Origin of the sequence: Roseiconus lacunae, assembly GCF_008312935.1 — a bacterium.
In the GTDB taxonomy this organism is placed as follows: domain Bacteria; phylum Planctomycetota; class Planctomycetia; order Pirellulales; family Pirellulaceae; genus Stieleria; species Stieleria lacunae.
The window spans coordinates 354,971-371,357 of the sequence record NZ_VSZO01000005.1 but is presented as its reverse complement, the minus strand read 5'-3'; the positions used below and the strand labels follow the sequence as shown (position 1 = coordinate 371,357).

Sequence of the window (16,387 nt, the reverse complement as noted above, 5' to 3'; positions counted from 1 at the left end):
GGTTGCCGATCAGTGAGGCGGGGAAGATAGGGGCGGCGAGTGTCGCCGTCAACCTGTCTTCGCGAGAATTTCAAAATTGTTTTTTGAAGCTCTCACAGTCGCCCGCGAACGGCCAACTCTCCCACTGTTTGTGGGCCTTCACAAGGTCTGCTCCGAGACACTGCTCCTTTGCGGAAGCTCACGCGATCGGGCGTTCCCTTGGTCGGGGGCGGGGAAGATAGAGGCCGCGATGTTTGTCGTCAACGCCTCCGGGAAAGTTTTATCAGAATTGTTTCTTCGGCACACACAATCCTCGCACCCATCTTGCGCAAATTACCCAGGCAGACGCTAAAACGCTGTCTGGGTCAATGAAAGCGAAGACGCAAACCGCTGCGCAGGCCGACCCGAACGGAGCTGCACGCCTAAGTGTCCTCGATGCGCGAAGGAAAACCCAAACCAATAGCCGATGCTACGTGACAAGGAACTCGGTATTCGGCTTTAGTCCGAGTGCACGGTGCGAATCGTCAGTGAACAAATGCGACTGACGTCATCACCGACGGAAAAACGCCCGACGGCTAATGGGGTGAGCAGTTTCGCCGCTTCGTGGCGTTCTAGCGGAAATTCATTCGCTGACATCCAGTCGGCAGCAACCGAAATCGAACACGGATTCCCTGGATTGATCGTCCGATCGCAAGATCTCTTCGCTGAGCGAGTAATAGATAAATTTACCTTCTCGCCGCGTTCGCACGATCTTGGCGTGGTAAAGCACCCGCAGGTGATGTGACACCGTGCCGACTTCCTGCTCGAGCAATTCGGCGAGATCGGAAACGCTGAGCGGGCCTACCTGCAGCGCCCTCAGCACTCGCAGACGCAATGGGTCGGCGACTGCCTTGAGGTAAGCCGCACATCGCTCGTCTTCACGCAAATCGCGGTCCATGTCTTGTTCCTCGTCCCCGAGTGGTCCTCATGTGCAAAGCAGCGTCTGTGCAGCCGGCAAGCGCCCGGCTTGACAACAACATTACCTGCAAAGCAAACGGATTTGAAGCACACGATTACTGCAGGCCGCTGCTTGCTGAACCCTCGCAATTGGCACCGCCTAGCGATTCAAGCTCAGCGATTCAAGCTCCAGGACCAACATACCGGCGGCAAGCCGTTGGTCTCGACGGAGCACCAGAGCATTAGTTTATCCGCGCGGCTGTTTTTCAATGACTTCGTAAAGATCCGTTCGACGATCATTCCAGTTTCGCACCGATCCGCTGACTCGGTGCCGCCGCAACAATTCCAAGTCGACGTCGTGAATCACCACCGATTCAATGTTCTCGTTCGCCTGGGCGCCGATTCCATCACGAGCGAACGTGACGTCGCAAGGGGTCAGAATGGATGATTGGGCATAGTGGATGTCAGCATTTTCGACGAATGGTAGATTGCCCGTGCATCCGGCGATCGCCACGTAAACTTCGTTTTCAATACACCGCGCCGCCGCGCAGTGGCGAACCCGAAGGTACCCGTTTCGCGTGTCGGTGTTGAACGGCACGAAAATCAGATTGGCCCCCTGCTGAACGGCGAGTCGACTGAGTTCGGGAAATTCGACGTCATAACAAATTTGGATCGAGATTTTTCCGCAATCGGTATCAAAGACGTCCAATCGATCGCCTGGCTCCACGCCCCACCAACGACGCTCGGCGGGCGTAATATGCAGCTTGTATTGCTTGTCGATCCGGCCGTCTCGATGGCAGAGATACGCGACATTGAACAGACGCTCGTTCTCGACCACCAGATGTGATCCGCCGATCAAGTTTACGTCATACGCGACCGCAAGTTCGGCGAGCAATTCGAGCAGCTGGGGCGTGAACTCGGCCAAGCGACGTGCCCCCTCGCCGGGTCGCATGTTGGGCAACGTTGACAAGAGTTGGACTGAGAACAACTCTGGAAAAAGCACAAAGTCGCACTTGTAGTCGCCGGCGACATCGACAAAGTACTTCACTTGTTTGGCCAGGTCGTCGAAGTCATCGATCGCGCGCATCTCGTACTGCACTGCTCCGATACGCACGGAGTCAACGATACGCCGCAGGGTCCGTTTGGACTTAGGCATAAAATCTAGATTTCGCCATTCCAAATAGGTCGCATAGCCACAGCTTTCGACATCCGATGGCAGGTAGTTCGGGATCAAGCCTTGCAGAGAAAACCCGTTGGCGATTTGTGCGGTCAGCACAGGATCATAAATCGCTTTATTCATCACCCGATCCACGTACTCACTCGCTTTCATCGCGTCGGCATGTTTGTGGTACCCCGGCAGGCGTCCGCCGACGATCATGCGGCGAATGTTATGGACGACGCAGTATTCTTTGCGGGCGTCGTACAAACGGCGTGACAATCGCATCCCTCGGTAGTCCGGATCGACCATGATTTCGATCCCATAGAGCACATCACCGTCGGGCTGATGGTTGCGAATATACCCTCCATCGGCTGACTTCTTCCAATCATGCCATTCTTGGTGATCGTCATAATTGAGCCGCAAGCTGGACGAGGAAGCGACGACCACGCCGTCAATTTCGACCACCACTTGGCCTTCAGGAAACCGCTCCAATTGGCTTTCGATCTGATCACGTCCCCACGGCTGCATGGCCGGAAAACACTTGCGTTGCATTTCGACGAGCCTTTCAAAGTCGTCAATTTTCATCGGCCGGACGACGAGCTGCGTTTCGTATTCGTTTAAATCGATCGTTTGATTCATGGATAGGTTGTTCGAAGAAAAGAAGCCGGGCGAGGCAGCGTAGGAAGGGATCAAGGAACGAGAAACGAGTGACCGGACTGAAGACAATGTGCCAGTCGCCGATACACCCAATCTATCCGATTGGCCAAGCTAACCGAATCGACTTGACTGGCATGCAATGATCGGCGGATCCGCTTTGATAACGTGCCTTCGCGTAGGATGACGTCCAACGGGTCATACAAACGTTCGAGAGCGTGGTCTTCGCTTTTTGCGTCGGCCAACAGTCGATTCCAGAATTCTGACATCGTTACTGCCGAGTCCTCGATTCCGAAACAGGCGAGGTATTCGGGCCACCGGATGATCGCGTCTTCGCCGTCCAGGATGCTTTGATCGAGTAGCAGACGCAGTGATCGTGTGTCGAGGCTGTTCTGCTCGGAGACCGATCGCCATCGCTGATCGACCAAGCGACGTAACACCGCGATGACGGCAGCACAGATCGCTACGTCAGCACGTGGGTGCTCCTGGACGTCCATCAAGCGGATCTCGATCGATCCGCGGTCGAAACGGGCGATCGCCCCTCGCGCATTGAGAAACTCCGGTTTCATCCAGTCCTGCCAGTTTCGTCGCTGAGATTCGCGGGCGATCGGTTCAAAGACACGATGGTTGTATTCCTCTTGGGTGGTCATCGGATCCGGAATCACATCGCCGATCAAACAAGGGACAACATCACAGTGCGTAACGTAATAGACCAAGCGAGTCGAGGCGCTCCGAGACTCCGTGCCGTCGGCGACCGGAGAACTGGCCGCCAACCCGGGTAGGACCGGCAACAACAGCCGAATCGCTGCGTGCAGAGCGGCGAACTCCCGGTCGCCTTGGAAAGGCAAATTCAGATGAACGCTTTGCACGTTGCCCCAACCATGTGACCGACAGTCGAACACGGCGTCGAACTGTTGATAGACGTCAACACCTTCATGAGGCCAAAGCTGAACTTCGTCTTGCGGTTTCATTGTCGGGTGCATTGCCGTTGGTAGCAGCGCCGCGCCGCAACTTTGAAGGCTCGCCTGTGCGTCAACAATCGCATTTTGAAATCGTTCGGCAAGTCCAACGAGATCCGCCGTTGGCTCGGATACCTTTAGCTCGATGACGTGTCTTGCCAACTCGTTCGACCACGTTAGATCACGACACGTCACGTCGCTCAGGGGTGCCCCGACGTTCGCAGAAAGTTGTGATAAGAAACAGTCGGCGACCGAACGTACCGCTAGTGTTGTCGGGTCAACAAGCATGTACTCCAGCTCGATTCCATAGGCTTCAAAAAGCGATCGTGGCATCAGTGATGACGTTGAGAAAAAGTATTGATTCGGAAGGTGTGGGGGCGGATGGCATTAACGAGATTGTTGATTTCGGTGGTGACCGCGTCCGGGCTAGGGCTCAAGCCGCCTTGAGTTCTCGATTCGCCGGATCAATGTGCGAATGATCCGGCGATAGACTTCCCGGCCTAACACCTTGTCTTCGACTCCGGCATCGAGGTTAGGATTGTCGTTGACTTCGATCACATAGAACTGGTCACCGCTCTGTTTGATATCGACACCATAGAAGCCACGGCCGATTAACTCCGACGCCTTCTTTGCCAGCGCGACACATTTTTTCGGAGCAGATTCAACCGGCATGGTTTCACATTTTCCGAACCGAGGCGTTTTGGAATCTGCCGAATGTTTTGCGATTTGCCAGTGACCGCGGGCCATGTGGTACTTACATGCGAACAGTGGTTCGCCATCGATCAGTCCGATCCGCCAATCGAAGTCTGTCGGCAGAAATGGCTGAGCAATCAACAACTCCGAGTCTTCGAAGTAGTTCTCCAAGAGAAGACGCAGTTGTGACTCATTTTCCGCTTTCGCGACGCCTTGGGAAAACGCACTGTCGGGTCGCTTGATCACACAGGGCAACTCAGGAAGCTGCCGCTCGAATTGCTCGTCACCACGCTGCAATATCATCGTCGGCGGCGCTGGGATTTTCGCCCGCGACAACAATTCTGCTAAATAGACTTTGTTACTACATCTAAGAATCGACGTCGGGTCATCGATCACGACCATACCCGCGGCCTCGGCACGCCGAGCCATCCGATAGGTGTGATGATTGACCGATGTTGTCTCTCGAATCAGCAACGCATCAAACTCGAACAGGCGTCCTGCGTCAGCGGCGGTGATCAACTCCGCTCGCACACTTTCATCTTCAGCCACTTTGACGAACTGACGCAGTGCTTTCGGACAGGAGGGAGCCAGGTCACCTTCATCGGGATTTTGCAAGATGGCGAGGTCATACCGCGGCGGACGGTAACTCGGACGACTGACCGAACCTCGCCCAAGATGTTGACGTGCGACCTCGGCAACAAACTCGCGGTGGTTTTCAGGAACGTCCGCGATTGAGATAGCCGATACGCTTTGAATTCGCCAACGCTTTCGCCGCTTGAAACAGCATCGAATCAGGGGCGCGTTGAATTGCGACTGGATCGCTCGTGCCAATCGCTGATAGCGCTTGGCCAAGTTCTCACCGAAATAGACGCTCAACACAAACTCATCTGACGTCAGCGGCGATAACGCCTTTTCGATGATGGCTTCGAGCGATGGCGGTACCATTCGGACGCTTCGAGAAAGCGAAATGTCGCCGATCGTCAAGACATCTGGATACGCGCGGTGCCCACGAGCTTCGGCCAACAACGAAACGTAGTAGCCTGTCGATTGATAGCGATAGGAACGACAAAGATTGCAGACTCGAATCGAACGCGGTAACCCCTCGATTGATTCACTCAAATACTCCCCAGGCGAAACGACACGCGTCTCCGTTTGATCTCGCAACCAAGACTCGGTAATCCAATCGTCTTCTGGCTGCAGTACAATCAGCGTTTTCACAAGCGATCCCCTTCCGGCACAATCACCAACAAGTTGGCATCAAAAGTTACGATCCCAAGCAAAATCGCGGCGGCAAGTTGCCGGAACGGCGCATGATAGTAGTGACAGTCCGACAGGGGGTTATCGTGCAGCGGATCCGCAATTTGCACTTGGGCAGTCGTCGCGTCAAATCCGCAAAGCACCACGAAGTGGCCCGCCGGGTAGCCGCCGACGTCGTCGCTTTTGTATCGCCATGAAGAGTCGCTACCTTCGCGTTCCCGGGCTTCTTGATACAGATACGTGGCGCTCAAACCACAGAGGATCGGCCAGCCTTTGGAGATAGGGGCTTCAATCAATCGTTCGCTCAGCGGTCGCATCTGAACACGTCCCCCGAGTCGGAGGTAGTCGATGTACGCTTCGGTCGAACATTCGAAGCGATGCAGATCGTAACAACCGTCGTTTGCCTTGCGCGCGAACTGTCGCTCCAGTTTGTCAATCAAGAAGTCCGCAAAGTGCGAGTCCTCTTGGTCACGAAACCACGTCGGATCAAAAAGCTGCAAGTTGAATGTGGTAATCGTCGTGGCCATGCCGCGTTGGAGCGCATCGATGGCAAGCTGAACCGCCAAGGTTCCACCTGATTCGAGCTGCTTGACGGAATCCAACGGGTGTAAACCGATGACGGGAATATCCCAGTAGCGGTAGACTGCATCGAGACAACTCGGTCCACAGGCCGTCTCATTCGGCTGGGCAAAAATTTCAATCGGGATCGAAACGGACACTTAATCGGCCAGGTGGTATGGAACGCAAAAACTCGCGATCAAATCAGATCGTGTTTTGAACAATGGCACGCGGTGTGCCAATTAGATCAGAATCGCTGGCGTGGTCCATTTTCGGGCTTCTGACAGCGTGAACGAGCCTTCGCTGGAAAAGTACCTCCCGTCCGTGGAAAGAAGCTTTCCAATGAATTCGAGTTCGAAACACTATTTGCGAAGCGGTTTGGATCTCGATTCAATTCGCCTCGCTTCCACTCCTTTCCAGCCTTAATGGCATGCGAGACCGATGACACGCGAGAACAAACGCAACCAGTTGCGAAAGTTCAATTTGAAGAAAAACGACGATCAACGCGAGCGGCGCGAACGCTGCCGAGATCGTGACTACCCGCGACAAAAACATTGGAGTGACGACGACACGGACGATGACAGCGGCGCGGTCGACGTCGCAAATGAATGATCAGTTGCGATCGCTTGAGTCGTTGAGAAGAACTTGTCGTGCCGGCGTCAGTCGGTAACCCGTCGGACGGCAAGTTGGCGGTCGGTGATCGATTAGCCGAAGGTTTCGTCGGCTCAGCCGTGGCGGCCCTTGCCGCGACACGCCGGCGTTCGCGGGACCAGCTGATGGCGGTTGGCGCGAACGGTTCGGCACCGAAAACAATTCGGGACACCGGCTGGTTCGTTGACGCCTAGCGAAGAGCAACCGAGTGCTTCGTCGACCACCGAAACTAGGATGAGCCGATTGGCGTTAGCCACGGTTTCTTTGCAGCAACCCGGACGAACGCCGATCGGCTGATGTGTCGCCCTTGGACAAGTCGTCTTAACGGAGCGTTAGTCGATCAGTAGATCTTCGAGTAGGCGGATCATGGAATCGACCGCCGTGCGATTGGCCGTTTCTGATTGAGTGTGATAGGCGGTGGTCGGCAGCTGGATAGTCGTTCCCTGAACGGAATTCCCCAGTGCACTGATCACACGTCCGAGTTCGGTGCGACCAAGCGAAAGTGGTTTCTCGCGACTGCGATTGAGCTGTTCGATGTAAGCATCTTTGAAACAGAATCGTATGCCAAGCTGTTTACATCGATCGGCGATGGACTGCGTCAGCGATCGATTGAACGCACCGTTGGCGTCTTTCCAACGCAGAACCACGTCTTGCTTGCCGACTTCATCCAAGTCCGGGAAGGGGCTGGTATCGAGCACCAACAATCGATCGGTGGAACGATCTGATCGCTGAAACCATTCTGCTAAGTACCGCCAGCTGCGGCCGCCTTCTTCGCCTGCCGTGAAAAACGCGGTGCCCTGATAGCCACGCCGGAACAAGTCGATCGCCATTGCTACGCTGACCACATTGTCAAGCTGCGCCGCGATCGTTGCCTCGGTGACTTCTAGTCGATCCACGAAGGAAATTGGCGTGCCGGGCTGAAGGTATTCCAACCCGTCGAGCTTGAAGATCAAGTTTCGCCGCCGTGAGCAAATCGACGCATCAAGAATTTCCGCCTGCCCTAGGTAGGCTCCCGAGCGTGGCGAATGAGCCTGAACGCGAGCACCGCGAAAGCGCCCGGCGATCGTGTCCATAAACTGTTCGGAGATAGAATCACCGTTCAATTCGCCGCGATTTCCTGCGATAAATGCGGCGTATTGAAACTCATTCGGTCCCGTACACAGCAATCCGTTGCGATCAACGTGCGCCGAGATATACCCACGTTCTGGGTTGGCCCCGGTGGCAACTAACACTCCCATGTACTGAGTGACGGAAATCGAAAGGTCTTCGAGTTCACGACGAACGATTTGGAAGAAACCGTCTTCCAGACCAACCACGGCCGGCTCGCGGACGAGTTGACGTAGCAATGAATAAAAGTCGTGCAAAGCAGGCCCGTTCTAAAAACAAGTCATTGTGAACAACAACGTCAGCAAACCAACGACATCCCTTCATAGCACACGCGATCCCGTGTGCACTATGTCAAACGCGACAACATCACCGTCGCCAAACCGAGCACAAGAAAAAAGCCACACATGTCGGTCACCGTGGTCAGCAAGGGACCACTGGCAACCGCCGGATCAAATCCAAATCGCTTCAAGAGCAGCGGTACCACGCCACCGATAGAAACCGCGATCAACGTGTTCAGACAAAGCGCCACACCGACGACGACTCCAAGGTAAGGGTTGCCATCAAACAACACCGCCACCACCGCGATCAGTCCACCGAGGACCGATCCATTGATCAGTCCGACGGTGAATTCCTTCCACCAAACTCGGAAGAACTCCGTCGGACGAATGATCCCCAGTGAAAGCTCGCGCATGCTGACGGCGACGGCCTGGTTGCCACTGCAACCGCTCATGTCGCTGATGATGGGCAAAAACACAGCCAGCGCGATCACGCTTTCCAGTGTTTCTTGAAAGTAAGCGATGACTGCGGCGGCACCGAGATTCAGAAAGATATTGATGCTCAACCAACTGAGCCGTCGACGCGATCGAAGCCAAACCGGCATCGTCCGTAATTCTTCTCCTCCGACGATCCCCTGACTTTTTAGGTAATCGTTTTCTGCCGCGCGAACCTCTTCGTATTGAACGGCTTCTCGGTGCAACACGCCTTTTAAAACGCCGTCGTCATCAACAACCGGTACGCCCAAATACACGTGGCTTTCAAAAAACTCCGCCAGTTCCTCCAGCGGCGCCGTCGTCCGGACTGAAAGCGGATCCTTGATCATGATCTCGCCAAGCTTTCGATACCGTTTGACAAACAATAGGTTTTGCATCGGCAAGACACCGACCAAACGGCCTTCATCGTCACAGACATAGGCGTACCGCACGTCCAAATCGGTGTAGTGCTCGGCTCCACGGTTGATTTCGTCGATGACTTCGGCAACCGTCATTTCGCTTCGAAATCGAAGCATCTCCACCACCATCATGCCGCCGGCAACATTATCCGGGTATGCCGTCAATTCGCGAACATTGTCGGCATTCTGCTGGGGAAGTTCCTGCAGAATGGCCTCGGCCTCTTTCTCTGGCAAGTCGCCGATGACGTCCGCCTGTTCGTCAATCGGCATCTCCTGCAAGATCGTCGCGGCGGCCTGCGACTCCAAGAGCTGGATCATCCGTGCCGCTTCACTTTCATTGAAGTGGCCGATCAAATCCGCGGCGTCTTCTGCAGGTAGACGACGAAGCACGACCGCTTCGGCGTCGTCCTCCATGTGTGAAAACACATACGCTTGCTCGGCAACCGACATCGAATCGAGCAACTCAGACAATTCCTCGACCGAACCTTCGTTGGCGACCCGGACGACTTCTTCCCAGGGGCGGTCGTTTTCAGTGATTGGGTCGGTAACAACATCGTTCATTGGAAACTTCCTGTTCGCGTGCAAGCATTAAAACCGGTCGTTGCAAAACCGTTTCGACGGGATGGCCGAGAGGATGATAGCAAGAGTGAAAAGAATTTGACGCTCTGGAAAAAACGTTACCGCGTTGGCTACTCCATTGAAAGTGCCAGCAGAGAACGGCTCGCCCCCCTTTTTGCATTCCCCCGCCTATCCTGTTGAAAACGGGGCCACGCTTTCTCATGAGACGACACCAGGGGACGGATCGGCAACGGTGTCGACCGGTGGTCAGTGTCCCGGTAACATCCGTAAGATGGAGTTGCCGACAGGCGTTTGCCGCGGCTGAGCTGTGATAGCCGAGGCGAACATCCGTCGGCTGCTGCGTCGAAGCCAAACACTTGATCTTGGCGGAGCCCTATCGGCCAAGGGCGTCGAGACAGACCACCAAGCCAAGATGCCCAAGACCGATCGCTGACAGCCTTTGGGTGAACGCGTCTTTCGGTAAACGCCCGTTCGTTCGCGACAGGGTCATGTTCGCGGCAGCAATCTTGAAAGCAACGCGACGAGAATCGGCGTGGCGATGGCGAGCTGATTGCTAAAATTCCACCTGCCTTTCCGCGGCGAAGATCCGATTAGGATGCCTGTTCCGACCGAGATATCGTTGCTCGATTGAAGCTGCGGCGTTTCGCAATGATGCGACATCACCGGACCGACCGGCACGCTCGGCCTGGTCCGCCATCAGACGCAATTCGCTAGCCTGACGGGCATCGGCTTCCAACTTTTGGAGCCATTTGGCCGCATCCCGCCACTGCTGGGCTTCCTCGCCACGGGTCGCCGACGCCGCCAGCAACGCTTGGCAACTACGGATCCCCTGTAAGTTCAGCTTTAACGGGCCGAATTCAGTTTCCCAATCACAACCCGTCCATGGTTGCATATCGTTGGTAGATGCTTGAAGCTTCGTTTTTGATCCCATCATCAACTCAAAACAGATAGTAAACCTCGCCGTGGAGGCTACACTCCTCGACCGTTGTTTCTGCATACTGAATTGTCGAGATGCAAACTTCGTTCCGAACGCACCATCGGCGACCACATCATCAGATTTCATTTTGACAGCCTGCCGAATTTTGCGAACCAGAACCTGATCGAGCGGTCCACCGCTGAGATGCCCAGCCGACGTGAACGAAAGCTGACATTTTGACAAAATGATTGAATCCCTTTTGCTGCCCTCGCCTCCCAGTCGACTACGCCATTGTTCTTCCAGCTATATCGCCGCTTGTTACGCCCTGGCACCCGGTGGCAACCGCCGTGGTGGTTGCTTGCGATCTTAGCCATCAACTTCAGCTACTGCGCCGTATCCGTCGTGATCGCCATCGGTAGGGAACGGATAGGAACATCGTCGGTGGTGATTCAAAGCCTGCTGATTGTCGGGCCAATGATTATCGCGGGTCTGACGGGAATCGTCCTAGCCTTGGTTCGTTGCGAGGACGTCGTTGCCCCGCAAAACAATGCCGTCCGGGCTGAGCCTGCGGACGTCGAGGAGCAACCGCCCACCGGGCTGATTGACCGACGTCGCCAAAGACTCGAATCGTTGGGAACCCTTGCGAGTGGAATCGCGCATGACCTGAACAACCTGCTGACGCCAATCCTGATGAGTTGCCGAATGCTTCAGCGGGATCAGGCATCGGTGAATCGAGCGGCTTTATTGGAAACGATAGAGCAAGCCGCGACCCGTGGAGCAAGTTTGATTGCACAATTGCTGACGTTTGCGCGAGGCGGGAAGGGCGAACGAGTCGACCAGGATCTCGCACCGGTATTGCATGACTTGGCGACGATCCTAAACCGTACCATCCCCGAACAGATTGAACTGGAGATGGACGTGCCATCGAATCTGCCACTGGTTTGCGCCGATGAAACTGAGATCAGTCAGATGGTGATGAACCTTGCGATCAATGCGCGAGATTCGATGTCCGATGGCGGTACGTTGCGAATCTCTGCTAAAACGATTCGGATCGCGGAAACGAAACCGTGTTCCTTCACACGACTCCCACCGGGCGACTACATTCGGCTTTCAGTGACGGACACTGGCTGTGGAATATCGACTGAGGTTAAAGACCGAATTTTCGACCCCTTTTTTTCCACAAAGTCACGTGGGCAAGGCACCGGCCTGGGTCTTTCGACATCACTGGGAATCATCAAAAGTCATCAGGGCGGCGTGGAGGTCGACTCGATCCTCGGCGAGGGCACCCAAGTGCGTGTCTACCTGCCGATCAGCACGAACGCGACGCAGCAGATCAGTCCCATAGAATTCGAATGACCCCATCAACGCTTCTCGTCATCGACGACGACCCACTGATTCTTCAGTGCATGCAGCTCTGCCTGCCCGAGCCGGAGTATCGAGTCCTAACGGCCAATACCGCCGAACGAGGCATCGAGGTTTTCACTCGACAGCACCCCGATGCGGTGCTGTGTGACATCCAACTGCCCGACCGCAGTGGACTTGCCGTCGCGAGTCAACTTCGTGAGCTTGATCGCCGCACCCCCGTCATTTTGATCACAGGACAGGGGACCGCAGAAACCGCGATCACGGCGATGAGCAATGGCGCGTTTGACTATGTCACCAAACCGTTCGATCCCGATGAGATCTTACCGCTGATTGATTCTGCGCTCGAAACTGGCCGGATGGCTAAACGCCCGGCGGTCTTGCCAGGCGAGTCCAAACTATCGGCGCATCCATCGAGTCATCATACCGGAGCGGTGGACACGATCCTGGGGCAGTGTCCTTCGATGGTCGAAGTCTTTCGTTCCATCGGACGGGTCGCGTCGCGAGACGTTGCCGTATTGATTCTTGGCGAGACCGGAACGGGTAAAGAAGTCGTCGCCCGCGCGATCTACCAACATAGCTCGAGACACGATCAGATTTTCCATGCGATCAACTGTGCCGCGATTCCCGAAACGCTACTTGAAAGCGAGTTATTTGGTCACGAAAAAGGCGCGTTCACCGGCGCAGATCAACGACGGATCGGTAAGTTCGAGGTCTGCGATAAAGGGACGCTGTTCCTAGACGAGATCGGTGATATGTCACCGGTGATGCAAACCAAGCTACTCCGGGTACTGCAAGAAAAAGAGTTCGAACGTGTGGGGGGTTCCAAACCGATCAAAACCGATGTTCGGATTTTGGCGGCGACGCATCGTAACTTGCAAACGGCGATCGCCGACGGCGCCTTTCGCAGCGACCTGTACTATCGATTGAACGAATTCACCATCCACTTGCCGGCGTTGCGTGACCGCGGAAGCGATTTGCCGCAGATGATCGACTACTTCTTTGAGAGCTTCGCGCGGCAACTGGGCAAAGATTTTTTAGCGGTCGCACCGGAAACGTTACGACTATTGCTCGAACATGATTGGCCGGGAAACGTTCGCGAGCTTCAAGGAACGATCAAGCAGACGTTACTGAAAGCTAGTGGTGCCGTGATCGTCCCCACGTTTCTACCGGCAAACTTTCGGTCTGCCGAACGTCGAACGGCCGCAACCCCAGGGGCGGCGTCTGCGTGGCAGGATCAGTTGCGATCGGACATTGAATCGAAACTTCAATCCGGTTCGATGACGATTAGCGACGACATCCACAACGAAGTCGACCGAATTTTGGTCACCCAAGCACTCCAAGCCTGCGGGGGTAACCTAAGCGAAACGAGCCTTCGTCTGGGGATCAGTCGCCCCACGCTGCGGTCTCGGATGCGTCAACTCGGGCTGGGGGAAAGACCGGACGACAAATAGCCGGAAGCGACGTTTTACGCCTTCCTGGATTGAGACCTCGAAGATAGACTCTGCGGAAGTATCGCGAGTTGCCTGAGCTTAAGTCTGGCGGTGGAAGTTGATTCAGTCCCGCCCAATTGATGCAAACCGACGAGTTTGCCATCTTTCCTGCACCATCGAAGTGCACGTCTAAGACCCGGGTTCATCGACTGCGCTAAATGATCGGGTCCTTTTCCGGTGTGTTAATTCGCCGGTCGTTGCTGCGCGACGAATTGCCCGATCGATCTACGAACGAAGGTTTTAGCAAGAGATAGGAATGTCAAACGAGTTGGAATTGATGGATGAAGCTGCGCGCACCGAGATCGAAAACGTCACGGTCCAAAGCGGCGACGAACAGGTCACGGTAAACGAAGACACGGTAGACCAAAACACTGTTAACCAAGACCTAGCGCCCACCGAAGAAGCACCGAAATCGGACGAAGCCCTCGCGGCTGCCGCACAAACGGTCGCCCCTGAACCTGAAGTATCAGAGCCTGAAGGCGAGCCCGTAAACGAAGCGGAAGACGTCGAGACCGCCGTCGAAGCGAGTGCCGATAACGCCGCGGCGTCTTCGCCGAATGCGTCGTCTGAAACGCAACCGTCCGAATCGCAACCGGCAGTCGTCTCCCCTAGACCGGCTGAGGAAAATTCCGAAAAGAACGAAGGTGCTTCGGAAGTCATCGCCAACGCGAAGACCGTCACCGAGCCGGCACCGAAAAAAGAAGAATCGGACGAACCGCGGGAACACCGATTCCGTGATTTCGACTTGAGCAGCGACGTGCAGCTTGCGATCGATGTCTCGGGTTATGCGACGCCAACCGAAGTCCAACGTCGTATCATCCCTCATATCCTTGAGGGTCAAGACGTCTTGGCGCAGTCCCAAACCGGAACCGGTAAAACGGCTGCATTCGCGCTGCCGCTGCTTTCGAAGATCCGTCGACGCGCCAAATTACCTCAGATCTTGGTCCTAGCTCCGACGCGTGAATTGGCAACCCAGGTTGCAAAATCGTTCGAAACCTACGGCGCGAACATTCCCAAACTGCGCATCGTCGCACTCTATGGTGGCGCTGACTACGATCCGCAACTCCGAGCGTTGCATCGTGGCGTTCATGTCGTTGTCGGAACCCCCGGACGTGTGATCGATCACATCAAACGGGGTGCATTAAAACTTGACGCACTCGACGCGGTCGTTCTGGACGAAGCAGATGAGATGCTGAACCTGGGATTTATCGAAGACGTCGAGTGGATCCTTCAGCAGACGCCCGAGCAAAAACAAACGGCGTTGTTTTCGGCGACCATGCCCGGACCGATCCGCCGCGTTGCCGATCAATATCTGAATGATCCCGCGGTCATCACGGTCCGCAAAAAAACGCTGACCGCCGATACGATCGAACAACGCTGCGTGATTATCCAAGAACGTAGTAAACGAGAACTGCTGTGTCGCCTGATCGAAGTCGAGGACACCGACGGCGTCTTGGTATTTACCAAAACCAAGGATTCAACCGTCGCGGTTGCCGATCACCTAACCACCTTGGGCTTGCGAGCAGCCGCGCTCAATGGCGACCTGCCGCAAGCTCGGCGACAGAAAACCGTTGACCAACTCAAGTCCGGAAAGCTTGATATCCTGGTCGCGACCGATGTCGCCGCCCGTGGTTTGGATGTGCAACGCATCAGTCACGTCTTCAATTATGACCTGCCGCATGACTCGGAATCATACGTTCACCGAATCGGTCGAACCGGGCGAGCGGGCCGTAAAGGGGTCGCGTATATCTTTCTGACACCGCGGCAACGCAATAAGCTGCGTCTGATCGAAAAGGCTACCAAACAGCGCATCGAAGTGTTTGATCCGCCTAGCAAGGATCAGTTGACCGACGTCCGCATCGAGCGATTCAAAAGTGAGATCGGCAAGGCGATGAGCAGCCCAGACCAGGCTTTGTTCAAGAAGATCCTCGCCGACTATGCCGAGCAATCCGGCACTGAGATGTTGGACATCGCCGCGGCACTCGGTGTACTCAGCCGCGGTGGACAACCGCTGGTCGCGAAAGATCTAGCCCCCAGCCACGAACCTCGTAAACCGCGTGACCGAGATCGAGACCGTGACGACGATGGTGGGTCGCGCCGTCGGCGATCACGTTTTGGCGAACGTCCTGAAAGTGGGATGGATCGCTACTGGATCGGTGTCGGGCATTCCGACGGCGTCCGCCCCGGTAACATTGTCGGCGCGATTGCGAACGAAGTTGGCATCCCCGGATCGGACATCGGACCGATCTCGATCAACGAAACATTCTCCACCGTCGATCTACCTGCCGGTTTGCCCGGTGACGTGATCGAGTACTTGCAGAATACCTGGGTGGCCGGACGACAGCTTCGCATTCGGCCGTTTACGGAGAAACCGCCACGCGACGGAAATGGTGGCGGTAAGGGTCGCTACAAGAAGGGATTCAAAGGCGGCAAACCGGGTAAGAAATTCGGACGATCATCCTCGGAAATGTCTGACCGAGGCGGCTCTGGTCGCTCCGGTGGAAAACCGGGCGGCAAATCTGGTGGTCGCCCCTTCGGCAAGAAGTTCAAATCCAAAAAGAAATTCGACCGCGGTTAGTCGATCGTCTTGCTCAGAATCGAGGTAGCGAAACTCGCCCAGAGTTTCGCTCGATAAAGCAAAGCCGAGAAAGTCTCGGCGGCTTGTCGATACTATCGGCGTTTCGATAGACAAGGCATCAGATCGCGTGAAACGTTTGTTGCGGTACTGCTTGTATTCGAACGGAAGCGGCAAGATCAACTGGTAGGAGTGGGAAGCCGGCTACGACGAGCCCCGCGATCAATCGCAGCATGTCGCCCGGTTGAAGCTTCTCAACCGCTTTCCAAGGTGTAACACCAATTTCCTGATCCGTTTTCTGCGAATCAGGCAGTAGCTACGATTTGCGAATCGATTTCGAA

Annotated in this window: 12 protein-coding genes; 4 read left to right on the top strand and 8 right to left on the bottom strand. The window is 55.4% G+C overall.

Going from position 1 to position 16,387, the window contains the following annotated elements:
* Positions 1-601: 601 nt before the first annotated feature.
* The 5 genes from FYC48_RS09900 to FYC48_RS09880 all read right to left on the bottom strand — a co-directional run bounded on the left by FYC48_RS09900 (position 602) and on the right by FYC48_RS09880 (position 6,356).
* Positions 602-916, bottom strand: a complete 315-nt coding sequence (locus FYC48_RS09900; protein WP_149496524.1) for an ArsR/SmtB family transcription factor — start codon at positions 914-916, stop codon at positions 602-604.
* Between the two features lie 246 nt (positions 917-1,162).
* Positions 1,163-2,713 carry a bifunctional GNAT family N-acetyltransferase/carbon-nitrogen hydrolase family protein gene (locus FYC48_RS09895; protein ID WP_149496523.1) on the bottom strand — a complete coding sequence of 517 codons (1,551 nt, stop codon included), beginning with the start codon at positions 2,711-2,713 and terminating at the stop codon, positions 1,163-1,165.
* Positions 2,714-2,763: 50 nt separating this feature from the next.
* On the bottom strand, positions 2,764-4,020 hold the full coding sequence (locus FYC48_RS09890) for a carboxylate-amine ligase (RefSeq protein ID WP_149496522.1): 1,257 nt from the start codon (positions 4,018-4,020) through the stop codon (positions 2,764-2,766).
* A 93-nt stretch (positions 4,021-4,113) separates the two neighbouring features.
* Positions 4,114-5,598: a RimK family protein gene (locus tag FYC48_RS09885; RefSeq protein WP_149496521.1), complete on the bottom strand. Its 1,485-nt coding sequence runs from the start codon at positions 5,596-5,598 to the stop codon at positions 4,114-4,116.
* Complete coding sequence (locus tag FYC48_RS09880; RefSeq protein ID WP_149496520.1) at positions 5,595-6,356, bottom strand: cysteine peptidase family C39 domain-containing protein; 762 nt, start codon at positions 6,354-6,356, stop codon at positions 5,595-5,597. The genes FYC48_RS09885 and FYC48_RS09880 overlap by 4 nt, the downstream gene beginning before the upstream one ends.
* Positions 6,357-6,636: 280 nt before the next feature.
* Between FYC48_RS09880 and FYC48_RS27710 the strand changes: the two genes are divergently transcribed.
* On the top strand, positions 6,637-6,807 hold the full coding sequence (locus FYC48_RS27710; protein WP_160149432.1) for a hypothetical protein: 171 nt from the start codon (positions 6,637-6,639) through the stop codon (positions 6,805-6,807).
* A gap of 371 nt (positions 6,808-7,178) precedes the next feature.
* On the opposite strand, the gene FYC48_RS09875 is transcribed toward FYC48_RS27710, so the two are convergent.
* The 3 genes from FYC48_RS09875 to FYC48_RS09865 form a co-directional block, all read right to left on the bottom strand.
* On the bottom strand, positions 7,179-8,210 hold the full coding sequence (locus FYC48_RS09875) for a peptidase M42 (RefSeq protein ID WP_149496519.1): 1,032 nt from the start codon (positions 8,208-8,210) through the stop codon (positions 7,179-7,181).
* A gap of 89 nt (positions 8,211-8,299) precedes the next feature.
* On the bottom strand, positions 8,300-9,682 hold the full coding sequence (mgtE, locus tag FYC48_RS09870) for a magnesium transporter (RefSeq protein ID WP_149496518.1): 1,383 nt from the start codon (positions 9,680-9,682) through the stop codon (positions 8,300-8,302).
* Positions 9,683-10,253: 571 nt separating this feature from the next.
* Positions 10,254-10,763: a hypothetical protein gene (locus tag FYC48_RS09865; protein ID WP_160149431.1), complete on the bottom strand. Its 510-nt coding sequence runs from the start codon at positions 10,761-10,763 to the stop codon at positions 10,254-10,256.
* Positions 10,764-11,060: 297 nt separating this feature from the next.
* Between FYC48_RS09865 and FYC48_RS09860 the strand changes: the two genes are divergently transcribed.
* From FYC48_RS09860 to FYC48_RS09850, 3 genes are all read left to right on the top strand, one after another.
* Positions 11,061-11,972 (top strand): two-component system sensor histidine kinase NtrB, encoded by a 912-nt coding sequence (locus FYC48_RS09860; protein WP_235034177.1) that lies wholly within the window; start codon positions 11,061-11,063, stop codon positions 11,970-11,972.
* Positions 11,969-13,432 (top strand): sigma-54-dependent transcriptional regulator, encoded by a 1,464-nt coding sequence (locus FYC48_RS09855; RefSeq protein WP_149496516.1) that lies wholly within the window; start codon positions 11,969-11,971, stop codon positions 13,430-13,432. Before FYC48_RS09860 ends, FYC48_RS09855 begins: the two co-directional genes overlap by 4 nt.
* A 295-nt stretch (positions 13,433-13,727) precedes the next feature.
* Positions 13,728-16,049: a DEAD/DEAH box helicase gene (locus tag FYC48_RS09850; protein WP_235034176.1), complete on the top strand. Its 2,322-nt coding sequence runs from the start codon at positions 13,728-13,730 to the stop codon at positions 16,047-16,049.
* Positions 16,050-16,387 lie beyond the last annotated feature (338 nt).